Here is a 26,023-nt window from a genome sequence, read left to right as displayed (position 1 = left end):
GATATGTACAGCTTAATGGTTTGATTCTGGAGCTTACTCGTTTTTTAAATCAGATAGATCTTTTTCATATTCCTCTAATCTCCAGTCAGAATTTTTCTTGCCAAGTCGAATAGCACGTTTATAATACATCATAGCTTCTTTTTTATTTTTTAAAGCACGATAAACATCGCCTAATCCATTAACCGGGCGTGCCGAGTTAGGAGATTTCTTATTAAAAAAAACGTACAGTTCCTTTGCTTTTTCGGGTTGGTTGTGTTTCATATAAAATGCAGCAAAGACACATCCCCAATTTGTTCTTAGGTGTTCAAGAAAGTCATTAGGTTTAAACTGATTCATAAAAGTGTTAAATGCCGTATAATTATCTTCATCAGAAGCTTTTTTTACAAGATTCCACATTGTAGGTTGTGCAACTTTTTCGGGAAAACCAAATTGTTCTGCTCTCTTTTTATAATAGGTAATCACATTATCCATTTCTCCTAATTTTTTATATTCTTCTAAGGAGTTGAACCGAAGTTCTGGATAATAACGATAATATTGTTTTAAACCATGATAAAGGGTGTGATATGGGGTAGAGCGATGCTCTTCGTTTTGTAGATAGGTATATTCCCACCTCAAGGTATCGGGAGCTTCTGATTCTAGTTTGTTTTTAAGGTATTCGGTCCCCTCTGTTACTACACCTTCATGAGTACTGGAAGTAAAAAACAGAAAAGTTTCGAGCTTTTTTTTGGCACTAAGGACACTATCCAGAGATTTCATCCTGTTTGCAGATATGGGTAAGCTTGTATCATGAATAGGGAAAGGACTTGCTGCCATATATCCATTAAATAGCTCAGGATTTTTGGTCATAGTCTCAATAACAAAACCACCGGCATATTCCCATCCAAACAATAATCGCTCTCCAGATGTTTTAAACTCTTGATCTGTATATGGAATAAGTTCTTGAGCGATAAAACTTAAAAAGGTTTTTGCTCCAGCACTAAAATGACCAAATCGTTTGGGATATGTATTCGTAATCCCAACAATGATACATTCTGGGGTGAGTTTAAATTTTTTAAAGGATTGTGATAAACTTACTGCATGAAGAAAAAGCCGTTGCCCGTCTAATATGTAAATTACTGGATATTTTTTTGAAGAATTATCATAATCTTCTGGTAGAAAGATTTGAATTTTTCTTTCTTCATTTAGTATTTTAGAAGGAATTACAAAGTTTTTTCCTATAGTATTTTCTGTTATCTGGATTTGCGAGAATGAAGAACAGAAAATTAAATTAATTAGGATACATAATAAAAATAGATGTTTAATATTCATAGATGATATGTATAACATAATAGAAATTAACCTGTTGTGCATTTTGATATTTTTGGATCCCAAATTCGTCAATTCGAGTGCTTCGACCATAGGAAGAAGTGTATCGAGAATAGGATTTGGGATCAAAAAAGCTATTCTCGATACAATTTTTCTTCGTTTCACTATGAAAAACCACTCGAATTGACGCTTTTTTTATAGTATTAATCTTAAAATGCACAACGGGTATAAATTATCGTTTATCTTGTTTCTCAAGTTTGGTTTTAATTTTAGCCAATTGCTCTTCATATACAGATAGGTATTCGGTATCATATTCTTTGGCGAGTTGCAATGCCTTTTGCTGTGCTTCTAGTGCAGCATTGAGTTGATTGTTTTTTTCTAATGCTTCAGATAGACTGCTATATGCCCATGGAGATTGAGGGCGATACTGTATTCGTCGTTTAAAAACCTCTATAGATTCTTTAACTCTTCCATCTTGTAATAATTTTCTACCAATAAATCGTAAAGAATTTACACTATTCCATCGTTCAGCTTTTGGTAAAATAGAAAAGCCATATGTTGTTGATAGCTTTTGGTGATAAACATCAATATTCTTTAAAGCATTCCCTGGTTGTTTTATGATATCCCTAAACCTTGGAGACCATTTTTCTTTCGGAAAAATCATTTCTATTGAAGAAAGCAGTGCTTTTATGATACATGCATAATGATCTTCATTAGGAATCACTTCAACTTTTAGGTTTAAGTTTTTCGAAGTAAATGGAGACAAGCGCTTTTTCAACTCTTCCATATTCTTGATATAGGGTTTGTTTTTACTAATATCATTTTCGGAGACACCCAGGTAGAATTGTGCTTTACGATTGGGGTTTTTAACAAAACTTTCTTCAAAAGCATCTATGAAGGTAGTGTTGGGTTGGTAACCCATACCAATCATATCTGCTGTAGCAACAGTAATATGTGCCTGAAACAGATCTGGTTCCTTTGCAAATGTGTGTAGTGGATATACACTACTTCCTGATACTCCAATGATCATTCTGTAATCAGCAGCGCGATATTGTTCTTTTAAATACGGAAATAGTTCTTCTTTAAGGTGTTTTGTGAATTTATCTGGATCGGCATTAAATTCAAGTTTCTCTCTGTTTCCCCACATGCCATTATTATATACATTAGGAGCATAATGTGTTTCTTCTTCAAAACTAATAACAATAGCTTCGGGCATTCGAGTAACAGAACTTAGATGTCGTATAACTCCAGATATCATTTGAAAAAACTTAACACCATGAGAACCGCTTATCATCACTACAGGATATGTATGATCTTTTGAAGCTTCATGAAAACTTTCGGGAATATAAATATTCATGACTCTATTTTCATCCAGTATCTTAGAATGAAAAGTAATCTTTTCTGCATAAGTGATAGGAGAAGAGGAGATTTTGGATAATGACGATTCATGAGATTGTTGCGCTTTCCCAGTGAAAATAAATGTGAATAAAAGGATTGTAATTATAGAGAAACTATTCGTTTTCATAATGTGATTGATGAGGTTTTTTTACTAATAATTGATTTGTTCTTACTACCAAATCATAAGGATCAATGATTGATTCATGATTACCAATATTCTTCGATATAATAGATTTTATCTTTTCTAAATTTTATAAGCGTCATTGTACTTTCGGTTTCATCCTCTTGTAATTCTTCTATAACAATAGCGTTTAATCCAATAATTATATTTACAATTTTGCTTTTTGGAAAATCATTATAACTACCTTTTTTTAAGTATTTAACGGTATTGTTATAAAGCAATTCTCTGGAATAAATACCGCCATATCCGGGGTGGTTATATTCAAAATCTGTTGTGTAAAAACGATATAAAAAGTCTACGTCTGCTACTGTAGATCCTTTTTTGAAGACTTTTTGGTGAGCATCTTTATATTTTTTGAAAATTGATTTTAATTCTTCCTTAGATAAAGGTTTAATTTTTTCATATTCGGCTGCTACAATTTCTGTGACTTCTTTCCACCTTGGATCAGTATATAGAGATTTTAAATCGTTATCACTCGTTAGCTGCTTATAATTAGAAAACTTTCCTTTTTTTGCTATTTTAAGTAATTGCAGAAATGCAGCATCTGATTCTTTTGCCAATGCCCAGGCGCATGCAGCATTAAATCGATTAGAAACCTCTTTGTTAGACATATTTGATTGACTGCCTAATACATCGAACGCTTCTGTATATTTTTGACCGGATTTATAAAATTCTTTAGATTGGTATAGACCCCAGGCTTCTTTTAATAATTTAGAATAAGATTCGTTTTCTTGCCCAAATCCATGGTACATTAAAAAACTAATCAATACGACTACAATTTTATTTCTCATATTTTTAGTAATAACCTGAGTTAAATATAGCATATAGCCCCAAAGCTAATCTTAAAATAGTGATGAATTGGGGTAAAAGAACAGTAAAGCGTTTCTTTTTACCGTTGAAGAATTAAAGTACGTACTCGCTTAAAATTGCACCCATTTTCTGAATGCAGAAGTTGTACTGGAGCTAGTGATTACACTTTGCTCAACTCCATCCAGGATAATTAATAATCTGTTTTTGCTATGGCTGTCCATTGCCTTGATGTGATTGATATTAACCATTTGACTTCTGTTAATTCTGAAGAAAACTTTTGGATCTAACTGATCGATTAGAGTGCCTATTTTTTGCGTTGCTCTATGTATATTGCCTTTTATATCTGTGATCTTACAAAAATCTCCATAAGCCTCGATTAAGGATATTGTACTTGTATCAATCAACTTGATACCATTTCCTTTTTTAATCACAAAACGTTTTAGGAATTGTCTTTTTTCGGGAGTCATTAATTCTTTAAGCTCTTTAAAAACATTTTTGTCTACCGAAGGCGTGTTTTTTGGTAATGCAATAAGAGTTTCATATTTACGAAGTGCTTCAGAAAGCTCTTCTTTTGAATAAGGTTTTAGGATATATGCGATGCCATTAGTTTTAAAAGCATCTAATAGAAACGTATCATAAGCTGTACAAAAGATAATAGGAGAAGATATTGGTATTTGATCAAAGAGATCAAATGCATTGCCATCTAATAATTGAATATCTGAAAGGATTAAATCATACTGGTGTTTAGAAAACAAAGCTGTGGCCTCATTTACTGACCTGGACCAATCTAAAGTAAGATGTGACTCAAAATACTCGGTAAGATATAGTTCAAGTTTTTCATAAGCCGGAATTTCATCTTCTAAAATCAGAATATGCATAGGATCAACGATGTGGTTTTAGTCTTTTAATGTTAAAAGTGGTAGCGAAACAGTAAAATACGCTTTATCTTCTTCAATTGTTACTTTTCTATCAGAAAGCAAAAGATACCGTTTTTTTATATTCTGTAGTCCGCTTCCTGAAGAATGATTAGTTTCTGAAGTGTTTGAGGTATTATTTTTGACCAGGATAAGATCTTCGGTAATCGTGATTTGTGTAGTAATGATTTGATCATTAGTTGGTTTATTGTGTTTTACTGCATTTTCAATAACCGTTTGTAGCGCGCCGGTAGGTAGATATTTATCTTTTGGAAGGTTGGTTTCGGGTATTTTAAATTCATAAGAATGCCCAAATCGTGTTTTGATAAGAAAGAAATAGTTTTCGGCTAATTTGATTTCTTCTTTCAAAGAGACGACTTCCTGATCCTTGGTTTGGATTAGGTAACGATATAATGCAGCTAATCGCGCAGTATACACTTTTGCTTTTTGAGGAGAAGAATCAATAAGCGCATCCATAGTATTTAAGCTATTAAATAAAAAATGAGGATCAAACTGTGATCGTAATAACTTAAGTTCTGTTTCTCGTTGTTCTTTTTCAATTTGATTAACTTTTATAAAGTTTTCATAGTACTTTTTACCCAACAATAACCCTAGAGGCATAGCAATATCTATTGCAGAATTATAGTAGCTTTTAAAAAACAAACGATTACTCATGTCTGAAAAATCTAGTGGATTACCATTAGACCAAAACTCAATGATAAGAGATCCAAAACCGATTAAAATAACACTTCCCAGTGCCAAAATAAAAAACAGAACATACTTTTTACTCTTAACCAGTAATTCTATGATGAGGTACTTAAAAAGAAAGAGTAGGATAATTGTTTTTACCCAAAAAAGAGGCAAGTTTACTATATATTGTAATAATGACATATCCAAAATATAGTATCTAATGACATCCCAGAGAGTAGCCAGAACAAAGTAAAATATAAGAAGCTTATAATCTGATTTATTAAGTTTTAAGTATGTCATAGATTACAAATATAGCATTCAATTCAAATAGGAGGTTTTACTTTTGAACTGAATTTATTATTTCGCTTTCGCGAAAGCTATTTTTACTGCTAATCCTGTTAATACAGAAGCCATAAACCACTTTTGAACCCTTACCCATAATGGGTTTTTGGCAAACCAATCCGCCATTTTTGCTGCAGAAATAACGATACCGAAATTAATTGAAAAACTAATAATAACCTGTATGATCCCCAATTGAAAACTTTGCCCTAAAATTGATCCGTATTCTGGTTTGATAAATTGAGGAAAAAATGACAAGTAAAACAATGCCATTTTGGGATTGAGTACATTGGTAAGAAGCCCAATATTAAATAGCTTAAAAGGTTTGTCTTCTTTTAAAGAACGATCGGTGTCGAATATTTTAGTACCACCAGATCTAATAGTATTGTATGCCAAATATAATAAATAACCAACTCCCAGGAATTTAACAATCACAAAAGCATAAGGCACTGCAAAGAATATGGCAGTTAACCCAAACGATACCATAAGAATATGAAATAAAAATCCGCAGATAACTCCAAAAAGAGAGATAATCCCAGCTTGTTTTCCTTGGGATAAGGATCTCGAAATAAGGTAGATCATATTAGGTCCGGGAGATAAAACCATAACTAGAGAGGCAAGGGCAAATATAAGAAGTTCGTTGATCGGTATCATATACTTTGATTACAGGTTCATGGTATAAAAGTATTATTTTTTTTACAGTTCTGAATACTATTGTGTAGTACTGGCCTCAAATATTTAATGTCGAATGTAAATGTCTTTAGACAAAATTTAAAATAGACCTGAGTTTACAGATATCTGTATTTATCTCTTACGGAAAAACCATAATTTCGATTTTTATTACGATGTCAAAACCATAAAGAATACTATTTAAAAAAGCAATTTCTCATATTTCGTAGTACAGTGTACATTTTTAATCTATAGTTATGAATTTAATGGTAAAGCAAATACAATTGATAGAGCGAATGGATCAACTCATTCGCATGCAAGCTACGGGATCACCAGAAGAATTGATCTCTAAATTAGGAATCTCCAAAACCAAACTGTATCGCATGATTAATACCATGAAAACTTTAAATGCTCCTATTGAGTATGATATCACGCTACAAAGTTTTGTATATGCCGAACCCGTAGGATTTACTTTTGGATTCTATACAAAAGGTCAAAAAATGAAAATTCTTAATGGTTATGGAGGATAACCAGAGGTGTGGATTGTGTAAAGTCAAATACTAAACTTTAAACTTGAAGCTAGTATATATATTATTTTGTTTCTCCTATAATTACGCCAAAGTTTCCGTCTAATTGATTCCGGTTTTTAGAGGGTAAATATACTCTGGATACAAACCCATCCAGATACAATGCGTTTTTACAACCATTTTGTTTAAAATAGGAAGCAAAATCATAAAAGTTTGTTTTCTCTTTAGAGATGGCAAAAAGTAAATTCCCATTGGGTAAGATTCCTACTCCGTTTCTAATATGAACATTAGAAGACCCTTCTCTAAATTTGGGATGGATTTTTCCATCAATCAAGAGCATAGGGCCAGATTGTGTGGCATATTTGATACTTTCACTACCCGTAAACATCTTTGTGATGCAAATGACGGGTTTGTTTTTTTTAGTCAAATAGAATATCCCATTGGGTTGAAGATAAAAATTACCATAGCCACTTTGAGATGTGTCAATCCTGGCTTTGGTTTCTCCATTTTCAATATAAAGCCCTTGAGGGGATAGGTCTTTGTTATACATCCCCCCATTCATTGCAAAAACCAATTCCTTGTTTTCTTTTTCAAGTTCTGATTTTAAATTTTGAAAGCTTTTGTAAGTATTAATATTCTCATTTTTCCAATAGAAATGTAGTTGCTGTTGCAATGGGTTTACCTCGTAGCTTAAAAACCTGGATTTTTCAACTTGGGTTTCTGATTTCTTAACAAAAAAGAAACTGGTTAATAGTACCAGAGCTCCAAGTATTACAATAGAACCAATGAGTTTTTTCATTACCTAGTGCCTGGTCTGAAATAGGCGATTTTTATGATTTGAATTATTTTTGATGGAATTTTGATTTTCTTTTTTGACACAGATGCCTTAGCATCAGGTGATAAAAAATAAATTGAAATTGCGCAAAAAGAAACAAATCTAATAGGGATCTATTTCCGATCAGGCACTACCTACTATTTCTTATATATTTTTCCGTCTTTCATTACAAAGACTACATTCTCCATAGTATTTATTTTTTGGGTTGGATCATCATTTACTGCTACGATATCGGCTAAGAAACCGGGAGTAATTTGCCCGATCTGATCTTGCATATTCAGAATTTTGGCGTTGGTAGTAGTAGCACTTTGTATAGTTGCCATTGCAGGCATACCCGCTTCGACCATAAAACCAAACTCTTTTCCGTTTTGTCCGTGTTTAAATACTCCTGCATCCGTACCAAAAGCGATACCTACACCACGATCATATGCTTTTTTAAATGTATTTTGGATTTTTGGACCGATCTCTAATGCTTTAGGAACAATAATAGCAGGGTAGTACCCATCAATAGCTGCTTTTTCGGTAACCTCTTTTCCTGCGGTAATGGTAGGTACGAGATATGCATCATGCTGTTTCATTAAATCCATCGTTTTCTCACTCATTAATGTACCGTGTTCAATAGTTTTTACACCACCCAGAATAGCACGTTGCATTCCCTCATCACCATGTGCGTGCGCTGCAACATGAAACCCATAATCTTTTGCGGTTTCGCATATAGCCTTAATCTCCTCTACAGTAAATTGAGGATTAGAGCTGCTTTTTGCTACACTCAATACACCTCCGGTAGCTGTAATTTTGATGAGATCTGCACCATTTTTATAGCGTTGTCGTACTGCTTTTTTAGCATCTTCGATACTATTTACTACGCCTTCTTTTGGGCCTGGATCACCAATTAATGATCTTTTACTTCCGTTTGTAGGATCTGCATGTCCACCAGTGGTAGCCAGGGACTTGCCAGCTGTAAATACTCTGGGGCCTTTTATACGTCCGCTTTTAATTGCTTTTTTAAGCGAAATATTTACTCCGCTCCCTCCCAGGTCTCTTACTGTGGTAAAACCTGCCATTAGTGTTGTTTTAGCAAACTGAACTGAGTTAAAAGCGACATCTGCTTCGCTATCGGTATATTTTTGAAGATATGCCTTTGGATTTGTTTCACCTTCTAGATGTACGTGCATATCGATCAAACCGGGCATCACTGTTTTATTTTTAAGATCTATAGTGATATCATCTTTTTTACCGACTACAAAGCCATTTTCGATTTTAATAATTTTATTTCCAGAAACGACAATCGTTTTTTCGGTAAGGATTTTACCTGCTTTTGTATCGATTAGTTTTCCGCATTGCAAATACGTGTTTTGAGCTAAAATGGTCGTACTTATAAAAACAAAAAGCACTGTGTATAGATATCTCATAAGTGATGGTGTGAAAAATTACTATAAATTAAAATTGAGTTTTGAATATAGAAAAGGAACAATTTAAAATAAATTGTTGTGATTAAGAGGTTGATTATGATTTCTTTTAGAAATATGGGAATCGATTTAAGGCCTCACAGGTTTTTAAAACTTGTGAAGCCTTAGGTTTTTTTGTAAATAGTATCAAATTATTTTAGTAGCTCTTCTAAATTTTGTTCTATGTACTGAGGGATAGCATTAATATCAATAATTTCATCAGATAGACCTTTTTTCTTTTCTTGTAGCTGTAGTATTTTTTCTTCGATAGTATTTTTGGTAATAAATCGCGTGACCATCACATTATTAGTTTGTCCTATACGGTGAGCTCTGGCAATTGCTTGCTTTTCAATAAATGGATTCCACCATGGATCTAATAATACTACATAAGATGCTTTGGTAAGGTTTAATCCAACACCACCTGCTTTTAATGAAATGAAAAATAAATTGATATCATCATTTTTCTGAAACTCATTTACAATAGCTTCTCGATCAGCACTCTTAGTTTGCCCGGTTAATGTTAAATAAGATACGTTATTTGCCAAGCACCATTCCTGGTATAAGTCAAGATGGGATACAAAGGAACTGAATACGAGCACTTTTTTGTTGGCTTTGACCAGTGTGTCAAGGTAATGAGTAACATCCTGAAATTTTCCTGATAAATCTTTTGTTTTATCGTCTACAAGTTTAGGATGATTTACAATCTGGCGAAGTTTGGTTAGTGTATTAAGAATATGGATCTTATTTGTTGATGCAGAATCAATACCTAGTAATAGATTTCTGGCTGCCGATTTCTGAGATTCGTATTGCTTTTCCTGTTCAGAAAGCATTTCTGTGTATATTGTCTGTTCTGATAATTCGGGAAGATCTTTGGCAACCTGTTCTTTGGTTCTTCTTAGTATAAAAGGCTCTATTAACACTTTTAACTCTTTGATACATTCTGGATCTTGATGTTTTTCTATCGGAGTTTTAAAGCGATCCTTAAAAAATGGATAACTGCCTAACATTCCCGGGTTAATAAATTCCATCTGAGACCAAAGATCAGATAATGAATTTTCTATCGGTGTACCACTCAGAGAAATCTTATGGGTAGTATGTATATTATTTATCGCCTGAAATATTTTAGATTCTTTGTTTTTGATCTGTTGACTCTCGTCTGTGATTAGATAGGTGAAATTTACCTTTTCTAAAGCAGCGATATCCTTTGATACTGTAGTATAAGTCGTGAGAATAACATCGTAGGTCTCTAGGTACGGAGTGATTTTTTTACGATCAGGACCTGTATATTTAACAATATTGAGATGCGGAGCAAACTTTAATATCTCCTGTGCCCAATTAAATACCAGAGAAGAGGGGAGTACGATCAAAGCTTTGAGATAGGTTTTTACCTCTAGAGGGTCGATAAATAAGTCTAACCGAATTTTTTCAAGCTTTTTATCTATAGGCTCTAGTCGTTCTTTTGCATAAACCAGCATCGCAATAGTTTGCAAGGTTTTTCCTAACCCCATATCATCTGCTAAGCAGGCACCTAATTTATTGTAATGATGATTGACCAGCCATTGCACTCCTTCTTCCTGATAAGGGCGTAATGTTGCTTTAAGTTTAGGTGATGGTTCATAAAGATGACTGGTAGAGTCTTCTATACTAATTTCTTCTGGTGGAATAATATCTTTTAACAGGATGTAGTTACTTTTGGTGATACGTACACTTTTATCTTGTATCTGACCAAAATCTACAAGTTTTTTATATCGTGTCATCCATTCGTTAGGGATAATAAAAACCTGATCCTCATCAATTGGAAAAAAACGATTGTTTTGCTTGATATATGTTACAAATTTTGAAAAAGGAATTTCGTGATTCCCTATAGTAACAACTCCTTTAATATCAAACCAATCATTCTCTTGTTGACTACCGATCTCAATAGTATGTGGAGCAAGATTAATTGTTCTCTCGTCTAATAAAGGTAGTTTTATCTCAAAACCATCTGCTTCTAATTGGGCTTTGTTCAATTTTAACCAATTTAGAATTTCAAAAGGATCATCAGAGGCTTTAGTCTCTAGTAATAAATTATTGTTTACCTGTAGTCCTTTGGATGTTAGTAGGTTAATGATTTCTTGTTCTGCTTCTGGATTGCGTTTGGTTTGAATAATTTGAATTTGATCATCATTTTCGAAACGTACATTAGAAACTGTAGTTTTTGTACTATTATAATCAAAACGAATAGTGTTATATTCAAAAATAACCTTAATTACATAAGTGTTCTGAATAAAATCCTGGATAATTTCTATTCCATATGATGCTATATTTTTATGTGTAATAATATCAAAACCATGGGTTATAACATCTACATTTTTGATTATAGGTATGATTACTTTTTCTAAGTAAATTTTGATATGCTTACGTGCAATGGTAATTTTTTCTTTATCAAAAAAAGGTTTTAATTTATTGGCATTTAGATTTTCAATTTGGTATAAGTATTTATCTACTATAATCCACGAAGGCTCGTTAAGTAATATTTGGATATCATTATTTTTAGGAATAATGAGAGCGTCTTTGTTTTTTAGAGAAAAAGCATATTCAATGCCTTCATCTATCTTAGTGAATTCGAGAATAGGCTTTAGTGTAGTATTGCCAATTGATAATTTATGGTTTTCGAAAGGATCTTTTCTCTGGGCATTAATAGTTATTGCATATTGATGCGAAACAATCAAGGAATAGAAAACAGATAATTTTTTACTTATATAATCAAGTACAACTTCGTTTATTTTTGGATCTTTTAATACCTCTGAAAAGGTTAAGCTTTTTCTCCTTTTTACAGGCATAAATTGTTGTTCTAATGCTTTGATTTTTAAGGATGAGCATATCTCTAGTAATTGCTCATGAGGAGTGTCATGAAATGTGATTTCGTAGCTTTCTAAAGTTTCGGGGGTTGCTTGTTTTTCTACATAGCCAAGATGGCCATTCGTTATTGGTACAACATATGCTTCTGGTAAAAGGGGAATTTTAGAAAGACTGTGATCAACAAGGTTATAACAAATGCAAAGGGAATCCATGAAAAAGGAATAAGTTTAAGAGATTAAATTAGATTTTTAGAAGATAGATTTCTTTTTCTTCTATTATTTCAAACAAAGCCAAAAAAACATTAAAGAAATTTTTCTTTAATGTTTTTTGACTTCGTCTTATATTTTTTTAATGCTTTAGATTGTTACAGATTTGCCTACAAAATCAATAACCGTTTTGGTGATAAAATCAATTTGTTCATCATCCAATTCTGTATGCATTGGCAAAGAAATAACTTCTTTTACCAACTGATTAGTTATAGGGAAATCAGTTTCATTATAGCGTTCATCCTGATATGCTTTTTGACTGTGCAGAGGGATAGGGTAATAAACGCCACAAGGAATTCCATTATCATTTAAATGTTTAGCCAGAGCATCACGATCTATATCGACCACTCTAAGCGTATATTGATGAAACACATGTGTGTCTTCTTTGTCAATAATAGTTGGAGTAATAATATGCTCCTGATCGGCAAAAGCCGCAGTATATTTTTTTGCTGCTTCCCGTCGGGCATTATTATAGTGATCCAAATTAGGAAGTTTTATTCTTAACACTGCTGCTTGTATAGAGTCTAAACGAGAATTTACACCCACAACATCATGATGATATCTTTTATACATTCCATGATTTACTACTCCACGTAAGGTATGAGCCAGATCATCATCATTAGTAAAGATAGCACCACCATCTCCATAACATCCTAGGTTTTTAGAAGGGAAAAAAGAGGTAGACGCTACATGACCTATGGTTCCGGATTTTGAAGTACCCCCATCTTTAGAATGATAACTTCCTCCAATACCTTGAGCATTATCTTCAATTACATATAAATCATGTTCTTTGGCAATAGCCATAATAGCATCCATATTGGCAGATTGCCCAAATAGGTGTACAGGTACAATAGCCTTCGTTTTTGGAGTAATTGCTTTTTTAATGGCTTCGGGATCAATATTAAAAGAATCAGGTTCAACATCTACCAGAACAGGAGTAAGTTGTAGCAATGCAATTACTTCTACTGTTGCAGCAAAAGTAAAATCTGCAGTAATTACTTCATCACCAGGTTGAAGGCCTAATCCCATCATTGCAATCTGTAATGCATCTGTACCATTAGCACAAGGGATAACATGTTTTACACCTAGATAATCTTCTAGTTCTTTTTGAAAACTATGTACTTCTGGGCCATTAATAAAAGCTGTAGATTGTATAACGTCGAGAACAGATGAATCTATGTGTTCTTTGATTTGTTGATATTGACCCTTAAGGTCAACCATTTGTATCTTCTTCATAAATGTTTTATTGTAACCTTACGAAAGTACAAAATATTGATGCTATTGCCAATGCGATACAAGGTTTTGATATAATTTTTATTAACGATAAACAATATATGAGCATGAATTTATTCTTTAATAAATTTAATAGATTTAAAACCTTGAATATTAAGAAAATAAACGCCGCTGTGTAATGTTTTCAGTTTTTCTGAAATATGATATTGTGAATTTTGATTTGTTCGAATACTGAAATTCTTAATTTCTTTTCCTGTGATATCGTATATTTTTATAGAAAATGGATCTGGTAAAACATGCCCCCGAACAGATAAAAATGCTTGATTTTTGACTGAATTTGGTGTTATCCAAATTGCTTTTTCGGATTTATATATGTGACTCTCATCCTCGATCTCATTTAAACTGTTTTCAACATCTCCAACTACAAATCCAGAAATAATACTTCTTCTGAAATTATTTTTATTTTCTGAATTCAGAAATAAACTATACACTCCTTTTTCTAGATTTTTAGTGTTAAAATAGAAGCTATGGTCATTCTCATTAAATGTAATCATCTCGGGATCACTTTGTACTGGTGTACCATCTATTTCTGAAGTTTTGAGTATTACACCATGAACTTGAGTGTTTAAAAATAATTCAGAATCTTTTTTATCCGAGTATAAATCAACTTTTAGTATTGGATACCTACTCATAGAAAGTTGCTCTAGAGACATTAATATTCCACTGTTTTGTTTGATAAATGCCGTAAATCGAGAATTACTTTTTAAGGTTGTATTATTTTCGGAAATAGGAATAATGGTTTTATGATTTTCATGGCTAGAGCTTTTGCGAATATTCAATTTTTGAAGGTTTTTATCAAAAACTTCAAAACTAGCAGTTGGATTTTCATGTATAACTTCGGCTACCGCGTAACTAGAACCCTTATCCAGTAGTATTTGATCATATTCATTTTCAGAATAAATAATATAATAGTTACTTTTTATTTTGGAGTTATCGAATTTACTATCGGGTACAATAGCACTTTTTAGAGAACGATTTTCGATATAAGATTTTATATAAGACCAACTAAACTGCCCAAAACTAATATCAAGGTGATCAATAATTGCTCTGGGATCATTTTTTCTGAAGACATATTCTGCACCAGGTCTAAGTGTGCTTTTATACGGTGCTACTCCATCATTAGCTCCTTGAATTGGGAATAGAAACCCTCCCGTTAGTAAAAAAGCTGGAGCAGCAATGGTAGATCCTTTATAAAAACCAGAAGCTCCCAATACAATAAACTTTTCTGGTTCGTTATCCGGATGATTATCCAGATATGGTCGTACTACATCTCTACAATAATATGTAGTCGAGGTTTGTGCTCCTTCATTTAATCCAGTAAGTTTCCATGCCCAGTTTAACCAGGGCATCTGAGAAATATCTGCCAGATATGTTCCCCAAAAAGGAGTTCCAAGAGCAAAAGCCAATGCTACTTTATCCTTTTTTTTATAAGTGAACATTGCTGCTTCTGAAGCTTTGCCACCATTACTATGTCCAACCAGATATACCTGATTTACATTAAATTTTTGGGTAACAATATCAATAGATTCTGCTAATAATTTTCCGTTTATCCAGATTCCTCCACCTCTGGTAGTGGCAACAAAAACTGCTTGATATCCTTCATTGTATGTTTCTTGATAAAAGGAATTATTAAACAGAAACTGAGATTGATTAAGATCTATATAACCATGGTTAAAAAGGATTATTTTTCCATTGTAATTAGGAGGAGTGGCGCCATAATGAATTGTGGATTTAAACAAGGGGCCAATAAAAAAGGGAGATACCTTGTCTGGTTTAGGAAGCTGTACTTCGTCAAAGTTTTGAGAACATAATATTGCACATGAAAATAATGCAATTAAAGTAAGTTTTAATTTCATAAATATAGAGTTTGTGTAATAGTTGATGTTAATTTAACTATTTTGTTGCTTTTCTTTTGTAAAAAAGATCATTTTGTTAAGTTTTATTCACTTTAAATTAAATATTAATGCATTTGCCTTAACCCTTAGAATAAGGTTTTTGTGATGGATAATTACCTTTTTTAATAGGAAGAAATGTATTTTAGCAATTCATAAAAATTATCATTCTTGGGCATTTTATATAACATCTTTATTGCAATATTTAATGGGGTACTTCCTATAATAGGTTTGTTAAGCCCTAAACTCAAATTGTTTGCTAACGGAAGGAAAACAGTTTTTGAAACTCTTGAGAAATATTTTCCTGCTCAAGATCGTATTATCTGGTTTCATTGTGCATCTTTGGGAGAATACGAGCAAGGTGTTCCTGTAATAGAGGCGCTAAAGAAAAAGTATCCTACTCATAAAATAGTAGTCACTTTTTTTTCCCCTTCAGGTTACGAAGCCAAAAAAAATAGCACTTTGGCTGATATTATAGTGTATCTGCCTATGGATACAAATGCAAATACTATTCGGTTTATTCAGCTTGTAAAACCTGAACTGGCTGTCTTTGTAAAATATGAATTTTGGCCTAATTACTTAAAAGTACTACAAAGCAGAAACATTCCAGCAGTGTTTATATCTGCTGCATTTAGAGAAGATCAGGCATTTTTTAAATGGTATGGTGGTTTTATGAGAAAAGCTTTGCAGACCGTAGATCACTTTTTTGTTCAGGATAAAATATCCCAAACGCTAATAGAAAAGCAAGGTTTTACTAATGTTACTTTGAGTGGAGATACACGTTTTGATCGTGTGTCACACCAAATTGAAATGGATAACCATGTTGATTTTATTTCAGAATTTATTAATGAACGACTTTGTATAGTGATGGGGAGTTCATGGCCAGAAGATGAAGAAATTTTTATGGAGTATATAAACCGTGCTTCGGATGAAGTTTGTTTTATTATTGCTCCTCACGAAATAAAAGATAGTAGTACAAATGCATTAAAACAAAAGATTAAAAAGAAAACCGTTTTATATTCTGAAAAAGAAGGAATAGTGCTGAAAGATCAGCAGGTGTTTATAATGAATACTATTGGGTATTTATCCCGAATATATAGTTATGGTGATGTTGCGTATGTAGGCGGAGCTATGGGAACGGGAGGATTACATAATATTTTAGAACCAGCAACTTTTGGAATCCCTATTGTTATTGGTAAAAATTTCGAAAAATTTAGAGAGGCCAAGCAGCTTCAAAAATTGGCTGGGCTATTTTCGGTTTCAAGTGCAGATGAATTTGACCAGGTACTAAATAAGCTTGTCGAGGATAAAAAGTTTAGAGAAAAAACAGGAATGATTTCTGGTCACTTTATCAATAGTAATACTGGGGCTACGGCAATGATTATGGCATATTTAATTAAGAAAATTAATTAGAATAAAAACTGGTAAAAACAACAAAGTACCATGTTGATTTTTACTTTTAACAGCTATACGGTAACAGCCTGATTAAAGTACCGCCTAAACGGAAGCATTTCTTTATACACAGTAATCACCTTATTCATAAAATCTTCTCTAAGGATATCTTCTTTAGTTATGGGATGGATTACAGCAAATGTTCTATGACGCAGCAGATCGATATATTCATGATCAGAAGGGTAGCCTTTGGGAGTAGTTTTTAGTTTATCCTTATCTAAGTACATTCCTCCGAAAGTGTGTTTGAAACTTTTTTTGTTCAAAATCTTAACTAGTTCTTCACCATTGTAATCAATCGCTTCTCGAATACTGTTAAGCATTTTGTTCTCTGGCCTCCAATAACCACCAGCCAATTCGCATTCGTTAATCCCAATTTGGATATAAAAATCACCTTGTTTGGTACGTTGATCCAATCCTGCAGCAAAATGATCTTTATAAACCGGTTTATTTGGGTGAAAAAGTAAATTATTATTAATACGATTAATACCTTTTTTACCTGATGTATGATAATAATTGGGGTCGATTGCAGCTAATTTCACATCCAATTCATCTAACCATTGTATGAATGAATTACGAACAATTTGATACTGTTTTCTATTAGCATCCATCCATTCTTTATGATTATTGGCCTGTAAACCTTGTAAAAATTGAAAGAGTGCATTAAAATCCATCTTGATTCAAAGATTAAAATAACCCGTTTAGTTCGGCATCAATACGGTTTATAATGTTCCCCAGATCTTCTGGATTATCCACAAAATTAATATTGTCTACATCCACAATAAGAAGATTGCCTTTATCATAATCATGTGCCCAAGCTTCATATCGTTCATTAAGCCTGCTTAGATAATCAATACTAATTGTATTTTCATATTCACGTCCACGTTTATGAATCTGATTTACGAGATTAGGAATACTACTTCTAAGATAAATCAATAAATCAGGACCTTCGACTACATTTTCCATAAGATCAAAAAGAGATCTGTAGTTTTCAAAATCACGATTGGTCATAAGCCCCATTGCATGTAAGTTTGGGGCAAAAATATAGGCATCCTCGTAGATCGTTCTATCCTGAATAATATCTTTTCCACTTTCGCGAATATCTAATATTTGTCTAAAACGACTATTAAGAAAATAAATCTGAAGGTTAAAAGACCAACGCTCCATTTTATTATAAAAATCCTCTAGATAAGGGTTCTCTAATACATCTTCAAAATGAGCTTCCCATTTATAATGTTTAGCAAGTAATCGGGTCAATGTAGTTTTTCCGGCTCCGATATTTCCAGCTATTGCTATATGCATAGTTGATTGTTTTTCTTGAGGTGTTTTGTAAAAATGTACGTTAAAGTGTGGGCGTAAATATAGTGGATTTTATGACGAACATAAAAGGGATAGAAAAGAATTTCGGTAAGATGCATATTTTAGAAACTTAAGTGCTCGTTTAATCAATATAAGTAACGCACAAAAATTGATTTTAGCATACTAGTTTATATCCATATCCTCTTACATTAATAATTTGGATGGATTCATCTTGTTTTAGTTTTTTGCGAAGTTTAGTGATAAATACATCCATACTTCTACCACTAAAAAAATCATCATCACCCCAAAGTTTTTTAAGAATTACTGAACGATCCAGTACTTGATTTTTGTTTTTAATAAGGTGAAATAACAAATGAGCTTCTCTATGGGTGAGTTGTAGTGTTTCTTCTTTATAAGTAAGTAATTGTTTAGGGAAATCAAAAGTGTATTGACCAATACTAATAACTTCTGCACTCTGTTGCAATGTAATGCGGTGAAGTAAATTATTGATTCTTACAATTAATTCTTCCATGCTAAAGGGTTTTTTTAGATAATCATTACCTCCAATAGTAAATCCTTCTACGACATCTTGTGTTTGAGACTTAGCGGTAAGAAATATAATAGGAATGGTGTTGTCTTCTTGTCGAATTTCTTTAGCCAGAGTAAAACCATCTTTTTTAGGCATCATAACATCCAGAACAAGTAATTTTGGCTTTACAGATTTATATAAATTATAGGCTTCTTCACCATTTTTGGCCAGATGTACTTTAAAGTTTCTGGTTTCCAGGCTCTCTTTAATAATTTGACCTAAAGAGGGTTCATCTTCTGCAAGTAGTATTTCGATTGTATCAGTCATTAGGTAAAGTGATTTTGAAATTTGTTAGCCCTTGATCTAATGATAATTGTATGGCTCCTTTATGTTTTTCGACTATAGTCTTGGTATAAAAAAGACCGATACCAAAACCTTTAATATCATGCGTATTTCCTTTGGGGACACGATAGAATTTTTCGAATATTTTCTCTTTATGAGCTTTGGTTAATTCTGTACCATTATCTCTAATTTCTATGATACTGTGTGAATCTGTATTTGTAATACTAATACCTACTATGTTCCCTCCATATTTAATGGCATTATCAATAATATTATTTATTGCATTTTCAAAATGAAACACATCGATTTTTCTCTTAATATTTTCATGAGAACTGGTAAAGGTTATATTTTTTAGAGGCGAATTTACTTTGTGCTTTTCTGCAATGGTTTGAATTAGCGGTACTAAATTTATTTCCTCCAGGTTTAATTGTAATTCATCGCTGTCTAATGTAGCGGTTTCCAGGATTTTTTCGACCATGGTATTAAGCTTGTTTAATTGACCAGAAGACATTTCGATATACTTTTTTGTCTTTTTCTGATCGTTTTCCTGGTTAAAATTTTGAATACCTTCCAGAGCAGCACTTATAGTAGCAATAGGGGTTTTAAATTCGTGAGTTATATTACTTATTAAGTCATTTTTAAGCGAGGCCAGGTGTTTTTGATGATTAATGATTCTTAGTAAAAATAAAAGACATGCAATCACGGCACTTACTAATAAAAACGAGAGAGTAATACTGATCAGATTTTTCTTAAATATGACTAGTTTTTCATTAGTAAAAAATAATTGTAATGAACTTGTTTTTGGTAGATATAGTGATTTTGAAGAAGTGCTTAGAATAGCAGATTTAACAATGTCACTTTTAGTTTCTTTTTTTTCTCCTAAAGTATCGTTGAACTTTAGTCCAAAATCTACGGCAATTTTTTTACGTAAAAATTCTTGCTGTACTAAAGAATCTATTTTTTTAAGTTGAAGTGAATCTTGAGTAATCGAAACTACAATTTTAGATGTCAGTTGTTCAAATATGTTATTTTGATTTGTACTATCATTAAGTCTATTAGTAGTTACAGATATGTTTCTACTGCTCCTTCTATGTTTATGCTCACCTTCATTAAGTATGGATATACTAGTCATATCTATACTATCCGGAATCTGGAATCTTTTAAAATTTATGGTATCAGAATCTATTTTCTTTAATAATATTTTGAAATCTCCTTTTTCTAAGAAATTTTTAAGGTTGGTAGAATCTGAAACAAATCCTATTGTATTTTCTTCAGCAAGTTTAGTATAATATTGATTTACGGCATTGTCTAAACTGATCTGTACTTCATTAATTAATTGTTGTTTTCCGATTTGATAGTTCTTATAATTCCAATACACTTGTATACCCAGTGTAATTACAATTACAGCGGTGATAAAATATAATATATTCTTGTAACTTCCTTTTCGCATACTTCAAAAGTAAGGTTCTTATCTTATATAAAACCAATCGGTTAACACACGTTAACATTGGTTAACCTTCTGGTTAGGATTCAGTTTTCATATTTGTAACATATTAATCGAAGTGATTGAAAAAAGTTTAAGCACTTCATCAAAAATAATAGCTATGATACGAATTATGATATTGATATTACTTTTTATGATTGAAAGCTTGTTTGCACAGGACTTTCAAGGCATTGTAACGTATAAGACGAATAGAAAGATGGATCTTAATATGGAAGATTCTAAAATGAATGCTGATATGCAAAAACAGCTTCAGGAAATGCTGAAAAAGCAATTTCAAAAAGAATTTAGGTTGAATTTTAATACTACAGAATCAGTATATAGAGAAGAAGAAAATCTGGGGGCACCACAACCAGCTTCGGGAGTGCAAATTGTAGTTGCAGGATCGGGAGCATCTAATATTTTGTATAAAAATATTAAAGAAAAACGTTTTGCCAGGAAACAAGATATGATGGGTAAGCTATTTCTGGTAAAAGATAATTTAGAAAAATTAGATTGGAAACTTGAAGATGAAACAAAAAAAATAGGGAAGTATACTTGTTATAAAGCAACAGCAAAACGAATGGGACAACGCATGCGAAGTATGACGATTAGTACCGATAATGAAGAAGAAGAAATGACAGAGCCTGAAGAAGAGGAAATTACGATTACAGCCTGGTATACCCCAGAGATTCCAATCTCTAACGGACCAGGAAATTATTGGGGACTTCCCGGTCTGATATTAGAAATCAATGATGGGGATCAAAGTATACTGAGTACTAAATTGGTGTTGAATCCAAAAAAGGAAATTGATATCAAAGAGCCTACAAAGGGAAAGGTTGTTACAGAAGAAAAGTTTGAAAAAATAATGGAAAAGAAAATGAAAGAAATGAGAGATAGAATGAATACACGAGGAAACGGTGGTAATTTCGAAATACGAATCGGAGGATAAAATTGATATTCTATCTAAAAAAACAATTATATAGCAGTAACTCCCCTCTTCATTAAGAGTTACTGCTTCTATGACTTTTGTTGTAGAAATAGATAAAAATCATTATAAAATGTACAAAAAACTAGGATTATTGGTTTTCCTCTTTGGGGTAACCTTGGCATCTACTGCCCAAAAAGTACAAATCACAGGTTTTGTCAAAGATTCATTAGGCAGCCCTATATCAATGGCTAATGTGATTGCGTATAAGAAACTGGATAATGCGATGGCCAGCTACGGAATAACGAATGATAAGGGTAAATATAAAATTTCGGTTCCTGCGAATGAAACATACATATTGAAAGTAAGTTTTATTGGTCTTACAGCAGAAACAAAATCAATTACTATATCTACCAATGATGAAGTTATTGATTTTGAGATGAGGTCTGAAGAAAATAGTCTGGATGAAGTAGAAATTGTTTATGAGATGCCAGTAGTGGTAAAAGGAGATACCTTAGTCTACAATACTGATTCTTTTGTCAATGGTACAGAAAAAAAATTGGGAGATGTATTAGAAAAACTACCGGGAGTTGAGGTTAATGAAGATGGTGAAATTGAAGTCGAAGGCAAAACGGTTTCTAAAGTGATGGTAGAAGGAAAGGATTTTTTTGATGGAGATTCTAAACTGGCCACTCAGAATATTCCTGCCGATGCTTTGGATAAGGTAGAAGTATTACGAAATTATGATGATGTTGGACAGATGCGTGGTTTACGAAATTCGCAAGATCAGGTGGCTATTAATATTAAGCTGAAAGAAGGTAAGAAAAATTTTTGGTTTGGTGATATAACTGCTGGCGCAGGAGTGGGAGAGACAGAGCGTTATATAGTAAAACCTAAGCTGTTTTATTATAGCCCAAAATACAGTGTTAATGTTCTTACTGATATTAATGATATTGGTGAAGTTCCTTTTACAATGAGGGATTACTTTAATTTTACAGGAGGTTTTAGAAATTTAGGGAGTGGAGGTACATCTTTTAGCATTTCTACAGATGATCTTGCATTTGCTACATTACAAAATAATCGAGCCAATGAGATTAATACCAAATTTGGTGCAGCTAACTTTAATCTTATGGTCAATAAGAAATTGGATATTAGTGGTTATGGAATTGCGAGTGATAACAAAGTAGATTTAATAACCAATACCCGAAAAGTTTATGTTGATGATACCCAGGATCCTACAGATAATACAATTGAAGAAACTTTTGATAATACTATGCAGCGAAGTACGTTGGGATTATTAAAACTAAATGCAAGTTATAGACCTAGTAGCAGTTTCAGATTAGATTATGATATTCTCGGAAAACTTTCTGAACAAAAAGAAGAAGATGCTTTCTTATCTACAAGATCGACTGTTTCTGAAGATATAAATGAGAGACTTGAAAACTCTCCATTTTCTATACAACAAAATATGAATGCTTACTATACATTAAATACAAAACATATTTTCTCTTTAGAAGCACGGCATTTATTTCAAGAAGAAGATCCTTTTTATAATGCAATACGAGCAGAAATTCCATTTAGAGGTGTTTTTACACAAATAAATGACCCTTTACTTCCAGGTTCAGACATTTTTGATCCATTAGAGGAATCTGAAAGCTATAGTATCAATCAAAAAAAAGAGGTAAAAACCAGTAAATTGGATGCGAAACTGGATTACTATTATGTGATTAACAAAAAGAGTAACCTCAATCTTACGTTCGGAAGTACACTAAGTACTCAAAATTTTGATTCAAGTATTTTTCAGATTTTGGATAATGGAAACCAGAATAACTTTGAGGCTGATGAATTTAGTAATGAGGTGAAATATAATTTCAATGATGTATATGTTGGCTTGCATTATAAGTTTATTAAAGGAATTTTTACGTTTAACCCAGGGGTGAGTGTGCATAATTATGATTTAAAAGATCAACAATTAGGTACTAAAATAACCCAGAACGAATGGCAGGTTTTACCAGATCTTTTTGTTTTAGCTCAATTAAGACAAAGTGAAAGTCTACGGTTTAATTATTCGATAACCGCAGAGTATACCGATGTTAATCGTTTAGCAGCTGGTTATGTGTTTAATAATTATAATTCATTATTTCAGGGAAACCGAAACCTGGAAAATTCATTGTATGATAATTATTCCATAAACTATTTCAATTTTAATATGTTTAGTTACACTAATATTTTTGCTCAATTAACATATAGTAACCGACGTAATCCTATTAAAAACACTAGTATGATTACAGGTATAAATAGGGTAGATACACCTATAAATTCTAATGTTGCAGATCAAATTTTTTCAGCCAACGGAAGTATTAGTCGAACATTTGGAAAAATAAAAGGAGGGTTAAATGTAAATATAAACCGATCTGCTTTCAATACCATTGTGAATACCTTGCCCAGTGAAAGTATAAGTCTTACCCAGACTTATAAGACAGAATGGTCAACAAATTTTAAAAAAGGACCTAATTTTGATTTAGGATACAGTCTTACGGTCAATGATTATGATAATAATGGAGCCGAAAACATATTTTATACTAGTCAACCATTTGCTCGACTAGATTGGTCTTTTGCTAAAGGTTTTTTATTAAAGTCATCTTATAATTATTATGAGTATCGTAATACAGAAACTACATTAAACGAATATAGCTTCTGGGATGCAGATTTATTTTATCAAAAACCAGACAGTAAGTGGGAATATAAATTTTCTGTAACTAATGTATTGGATACCAAAAGTATTAATAGAGATAGTTTTAATGAGTTGTATAGTAGTACTTCGAGTTATGTAGTTCAACCTCGTTACTGGATTTTAAGTATAAAATATAATCTGTAATTATAGAGTAGATTGTTACGACTAATCAGGCACAGCCTAAAAAAAACTATAATGACAACATATAAAATATTGGGGGTTTTATTGCTAATAGTGATGATATCATGTAATCAAAATCAAAATGATACGTCCAAAGATGTACAAACGAATTCACAAAAAGAAATGGAAATTACCAAAACAAAAGGTGTAATCACAAAAATAAGCTCTAAAAGTTTTGAGGATACTTATAACACATTAGTAGAAATCATAACCAATAATCCTAATCTAAAGATTATAGCACAATTAGACCATCAGGCTAATGCAGCATCAGTAGATTTAGAATTGAATCCAACCCGAGTGATTATGTTTGGTAATCCTAAGTTAGGAACTCCTTTGATGCAGAATTCGCAAATTACAGGATTAGACCTTCCGCAAAAGATTCTAATATGGCAAGATGATGAAGGTGTTGTCAATGTTTCATACAATGATCCTGAGTTTTTAAAACTTCGTCATGAGATTATTGGTAAAGATGATGTCTTTGCAATCATTTCTAAAGCCTTAGATAATCTTTCAAAAGGAGCCACAGGAGCATAATAATTTATTACGATACTTGAGTTAGCCCAATATTCAATATAGATGTCTCCAGAAATGAATACTATTTTATTTCTGGAGGCTAATTTTGTAGTTTTACCTTGATTGGTCCACCACTGGATACATAACTTCCTCCTATTTCATCAATATTAATATCCAATTCGTCTTGTGTGCTGATACTGTTAAGATCTATTTTAAGTTTATCATAAGTATCTATATTTTTAATATTTACATCGATCTCATCAGTATTGCTTAATCGAACCGTTATAGATCCATCATCATTAATAGGGAGTAGCCCATAGTTTGTAGTGGGGACATTGTTTGCGTGTGCTTTTGGAATAATATCAATATCTCTTATTACAATAATAACGAGACAAATAGCAATAATCGTAATTATAGACTTGGTATAGGTATCAGTTTTCATAAAGTATGACTTTTATTTATTGAAAAAGATACCAATAAAGATGCCAAAACTTGACTTTTTTTATGTGAAGTATAGGATTTGTTTTATATAGTTTATGCTTACCAATTAAGTAATGCTTTAATAGAAATAAAAAAGATGCCTGTTTTGGCATCTTTTTTATTTCTATTTGTTACTGTGTTTTTAGGAGTTCTTTGTAGTGATCCCTATAGATATATAGCATAAGAATGTTTAGAGCCAAGAACACAACACCTATTATCCAATTTTCGGTATCAAGTTTAATGTGATACAAAAATGCATTGACAGATACACTCATTAGAATGACCATCATTAAGGGAGCAAATTTATTGGTTAATAAAGCAACCCCTGCACAGATTTCTACAATAGCCACCAACATCATAGTTTTAGAGGATACTAAAACTTTTAAGAAACTTATAGCTATTTTGGTTGAAGGAGCTGGTGGATCCATAAAATAAAATAGTTTGTTACATCCAAAAAATAAAATGGTTAGGCCAAAAATTATTCTAATTCTTAAAATTACTTTTGTATTCATAGATTGAAGATTTTGGTTATTAGTACTATTGTTTAACGTATTAACCTTTTTAAAATTGCCGGGTTATGCACGAGCTTTTAATGATTTTATGGGTTTAAAGTCTTGAAACTATCGATATAGGGTGCTTTATGGCATTATTGTCTTGCGTAAAATCCTACAAATATTAAGG

At 32.2% G+C, this 26,023-nt stretch carries 22 protein-coding genes; 5 read left to right on the top strand and 17 right to left on the bottom strand.

Going from position 1 to position 26,023, the window contains the following annotated elements:
* Positions 1 to 33 precede the first annotated feature (33 nt).
* The 6 genes from DG435_RS21515 to DG435_RS21490 form a co-directional block, all read right to left on the bottom strand.
* Positions 34 to 1,470 (bottom strand): alpha/beta hydrolase-fold protein, encoded by a 1,437-nt coding sequence (locus DG435_RS21515; RefSeq protein WP_108840666.1) that lies wholly within the window; start codon positions 1,468 to 1,470, stop codon positions 34 to 36.
* Between the two features lie 67 nt (positions 1,471 to 1,537).
* Positions 1,538 to 2,830 (bottom strand): alpha/beta hydrolase-fold protein, encoded by a 1,293-nt coding sequence (locus DG435_RS21510; protein ID WP_106791405.1) that lies wholly within the window; start codon positions 2,828 to 2,830, stop codon positions 1,538 to 1,540.
* Positions 2,831 to 2,910: 80 nt separating this feature from the next.
* Complete coding sequence (locus DG435_RS21505; protein WP_159025463.1) at positions 2,911 to 3,675, bottom strand: hypothetical protein; 765 nt, start codon at positions 3,673 to 3,675, stop codon at positions 2,911 to 2,913.
* A gap of 129 nt (positions 3,676 to 3,804) precedes the next feature.
* Complete coding sequence (locus tag DG435_RS21500) at positions 3,805 to 4,572, bottom strand: LytTR family DNA-binding domain-containing protein (protein WP_106791407.1); 768 nt, start codon at positions 4,570 to 4,572, stop codon at positions 3,805 to 3,807.
* An 18-nt stretch (positions 4,573 to 4,590) separates the two neighbouring features.
* Entirely contained in the window at positions 4,591 to 5,598 is a 1,008-nt protein-coding gene (locus DG435_RS21495; RefSeq protein WP_106791408.1) for a sensor histidine kinase, read from the bottom strand.
* Positions 5,599 to 5,655: 57 nt separating this feature from the next.
* A complete protein-coding gene (locus DG435_RS21490) occupies positions 5,656 to 6,291 on the bottom strand; it encodes a LysE family translocator (protein ID WP_106791409.1) in 636 nt (211 codons plus the stop codon).
* A gap of 272 nt (positions 6,292 to 6,563) precedes the next feature.
* Between DG435_RS21490 and DG435_RS21485 the strand changes: the two genes are divergently transcribed.
* Complete coding sequence (locus DG435_RS21485; RefSeq protein ID WP_108840665.1) at positions 6,564 to 6,836, top strand: DNA-binding protein; 273 nt, start codon at positions 6,564 to 6,566, stop codon at positions 6,834 to 6,836.
* A 61-nt stretch (positions 6,837 to 6,897) separates the two neighbouring features.
* On the opposite strand, the gene DG435_RS21480 is transcribed toward DG435_RS21485, so the two are convergent.
* From DG435_RS21480 to DG435_RS21460, 5 genes are all read right to left on the bottom strand, one after another.
* Positions 6,898 to 7,632 (bottom strand): phosphodiester glycosidase family protein, encoded by a 735-nt coding sequence (locus DG435_RS21480; protein ID WP_106791411.1) that lies wholly within the window; start codon positions 7,630 to 7,632, stop codon positions 6,898 to 6,900.
* A 173-nt stretch (positions 7,633 to 7,805) separates the two neighbouring features.
* Positions 7,806 to 9,080 carry an amidohydrolase family protein gene (locus DG435_RS21475; RefSeq protein WP_106791412.1) on the bottom strand — a complete coding sequence of 425 codons (1,275 nt, stop codon included), beginning with the start codon at positions 9,078 to 9,080 and terminating at the stop codon, positions 7,806 to 7,808.
* Between the two features lie 188 nt (positions 9,081 to 9,268).
* The gene (locus DG435_RS21470) at positions 9,269 to 12,169 is read right to left on the bottom strand and encodes a DEAD/DEAH box helicase (protein ID WP_106791413.1); all 2,901 of its coding nucleotides are present in this window, start codon (positions 12,167 to 12,169) and stop codon (positions 9,269 to 9,271) included.
* Positions 12,170 to 12,313: 144 nt separating this feature from the next.
* Positions 12,314 to 13,459 (bottom strand): DegT/DnrJ/EryC1/StrS aminotransferase family protein, encoded by a 1,146-nt coding sequence (locus tag DG435_RS21465; RefSeq protein ID WP_106791414.1) that lies wholly within the window; start codon positions 13,457 to 13,459, stop codon positions 12,314 to 12,316.
* Between the two features lie 110 nt (positions 13,460 to 13,569).
* Positions 13,570 to 15,372, bottom strand: a complete 1,803-nt coding sequence (locus DG435_RS21460; protein WP_106791415.1) for a T9SS type A sorting domain-containing protein — start codon at positions 15,370 to 15,372, stop codon at positions 13,570 to 13,572.
* A gap of 207 nt (positions 15,373 to 15,579) precedes the next feature.
* Here DG435_RS21460 and DG435_RS21455 point away from each other — a divergent pair, with 207 nt between their 5' ends.
* Positions 15,580 to 16,821, top strand: a complete 1,242-nt coding sequence (locus tag DG435_RS21455; RefSeq protein ID WP_106791416.1) for a 3-deoxy-D-manno-octulosonic acid transferase — start codon at positions 15,580 to 15,582, stop codon at positions 16,819 to 16,821.
* A gap of 53 nt (positions 16,822 to 16,874) precedes the next feature.
* On the opposite strand, the gene DG435_RS21450 is transcribed toward DG435_RS21455, so the two are convergent.
* The 4 genes from DG435_RS21450 to DG435_RS21435 form a co-directional block, all read right to left on the bottom strand.
* A complete protein-coding gene (locus DG435_RS21450) occupies positions 16,875 to 17,531 on the bottom strand; it encodes a DUF2461 domain-containing protein (protein ID WP_106791417.1) in 657 nt (218 codons plus the stop codon).
* Between the two features lie 13 nt (positions 17,532 to 17,544).
* Positions 17,545 to 18,159, bottom strand: a complete 615-nt coding sequence (locus tag DG435_RS21445; protein ID WP_024770627.1) for a deoxynucleoside kinase — start codon at positions 18,157 to 18,159, stop codon at positions 17,545 to 17,547.
* Positions 18,160 to 18,331: 172 nt separating this feature from the next.
* Positions 18,332 to 19,012, bottom strand: coding sequence for a response regulator transcription factor (locus DG435_RS21440; RefSeq protein WP_106791418.1), 681 nt, complete (start codon positions 19,010 to 19,012; stop codon positions 18,332 to 18,334).
* Positions 19,005 to 20,477, bottom strand: coding sequence for a sensor histidine kinase KdpD (locus DG435_RS21435; RefSeq protein ID WP_106791419.1), 1,473 nt, complete (start codon positions 20,475 to 20,477; stop codon positions 19,005 to 19,007). Before DG435_RS21435 ends, DG435_RS21440 begins: the two co-directional genes overlap by 8 nt.
* A 154-nt stretch (positions 20,478 to 20,631) precedes the next feature.
* Between DG435_RS21435 and DG435_RS21430 the strand changes: the two genes are divergently transcribed.
* The 3 genes from DG435_RS21430 to DG435_RS21420 all read left to right on the top strand — a co-directional run bounded on the left by DG435_RS21430 (position 20,632) and on the right by DG435_RS21420 (position 24,883).
* Positions 20,632 to 21,459, top strand: a complete 828-nt coding sequence (locus DG435_RS21430; protein ID WP_106791510.1) for a GLPGLI family protein — start codon at positions 20,632 to 20,634, stop codon at positions 21,457 to 21,459.
* Between the two features lie 109 nt (positions 21,460 to 21,568).
* Positions 21,569 to 24,313 (top strand): carboxypeptidase-like regulatory domain-containing protein, encoded by a 2,745-nt coding sequence (locus DG435_RS21425; RefSeq protein WP_106791511.1) that lies wholly within the window; start codon positions 21,569 to 21,571, stop codon positions 24,311 to 24,313.
* 51 nt (positions 24,314 to 24,364) lie between these two features.
* Entirely contained in the window at positions 24,365 to 24,883 is a 519-nt protein-coding gene (locus tag DG435_RS21420; protein WP_106791420.1) for a DUF302 domain-containing protein, read from the top strand.
* Positions 24,884 to 24,962: 79 nt separating this feature from the next.
* On the opposite strand, the gene DG435_RS21415 is transcribed toward DG435_RS21420, so the two are convergent.
* The gene (locus DG435_RS21415; RefSeq protein ID WP_106791421.1) at positions 24,963 to 25,304 is read right to left on the bottom strand and encodes a hypothetical protein; all 342 of its coding nucleotides are present in this window, start codon (positions 25,302 to 25,304) and stop codon (positions 24,963 to 24,965) included.
* Positions 25,305 to 25,473: 169 nt separating this feature from the next.
* Positions 25,474 to 25,854, bottom strand: coding sequence for a DoxX family membrane protein (locus DG435_RS21410; protein ID WP_106791422.1), 381 nt, complete (start codon positions 25,852 to 25,854; stop codon positions 25,474 to 25,476).
* Between the last annotated feature and the right edge of the window lie 169 nt (positions 25,855 to 26,023).

Origin of the sequence: Aquimarina sp. Aq78 (genome assembly GCF_900299525.1) — a bacterium.
Taxonomy (GTDB): Bacteria; Bacteroidota; Bacteroidia; order Flavobacteriales; family Flavobacteriaceae; genus Aquimarina.
This window is presented reverse-complemented; position numbering and strand designations above follow the sequence as displayed.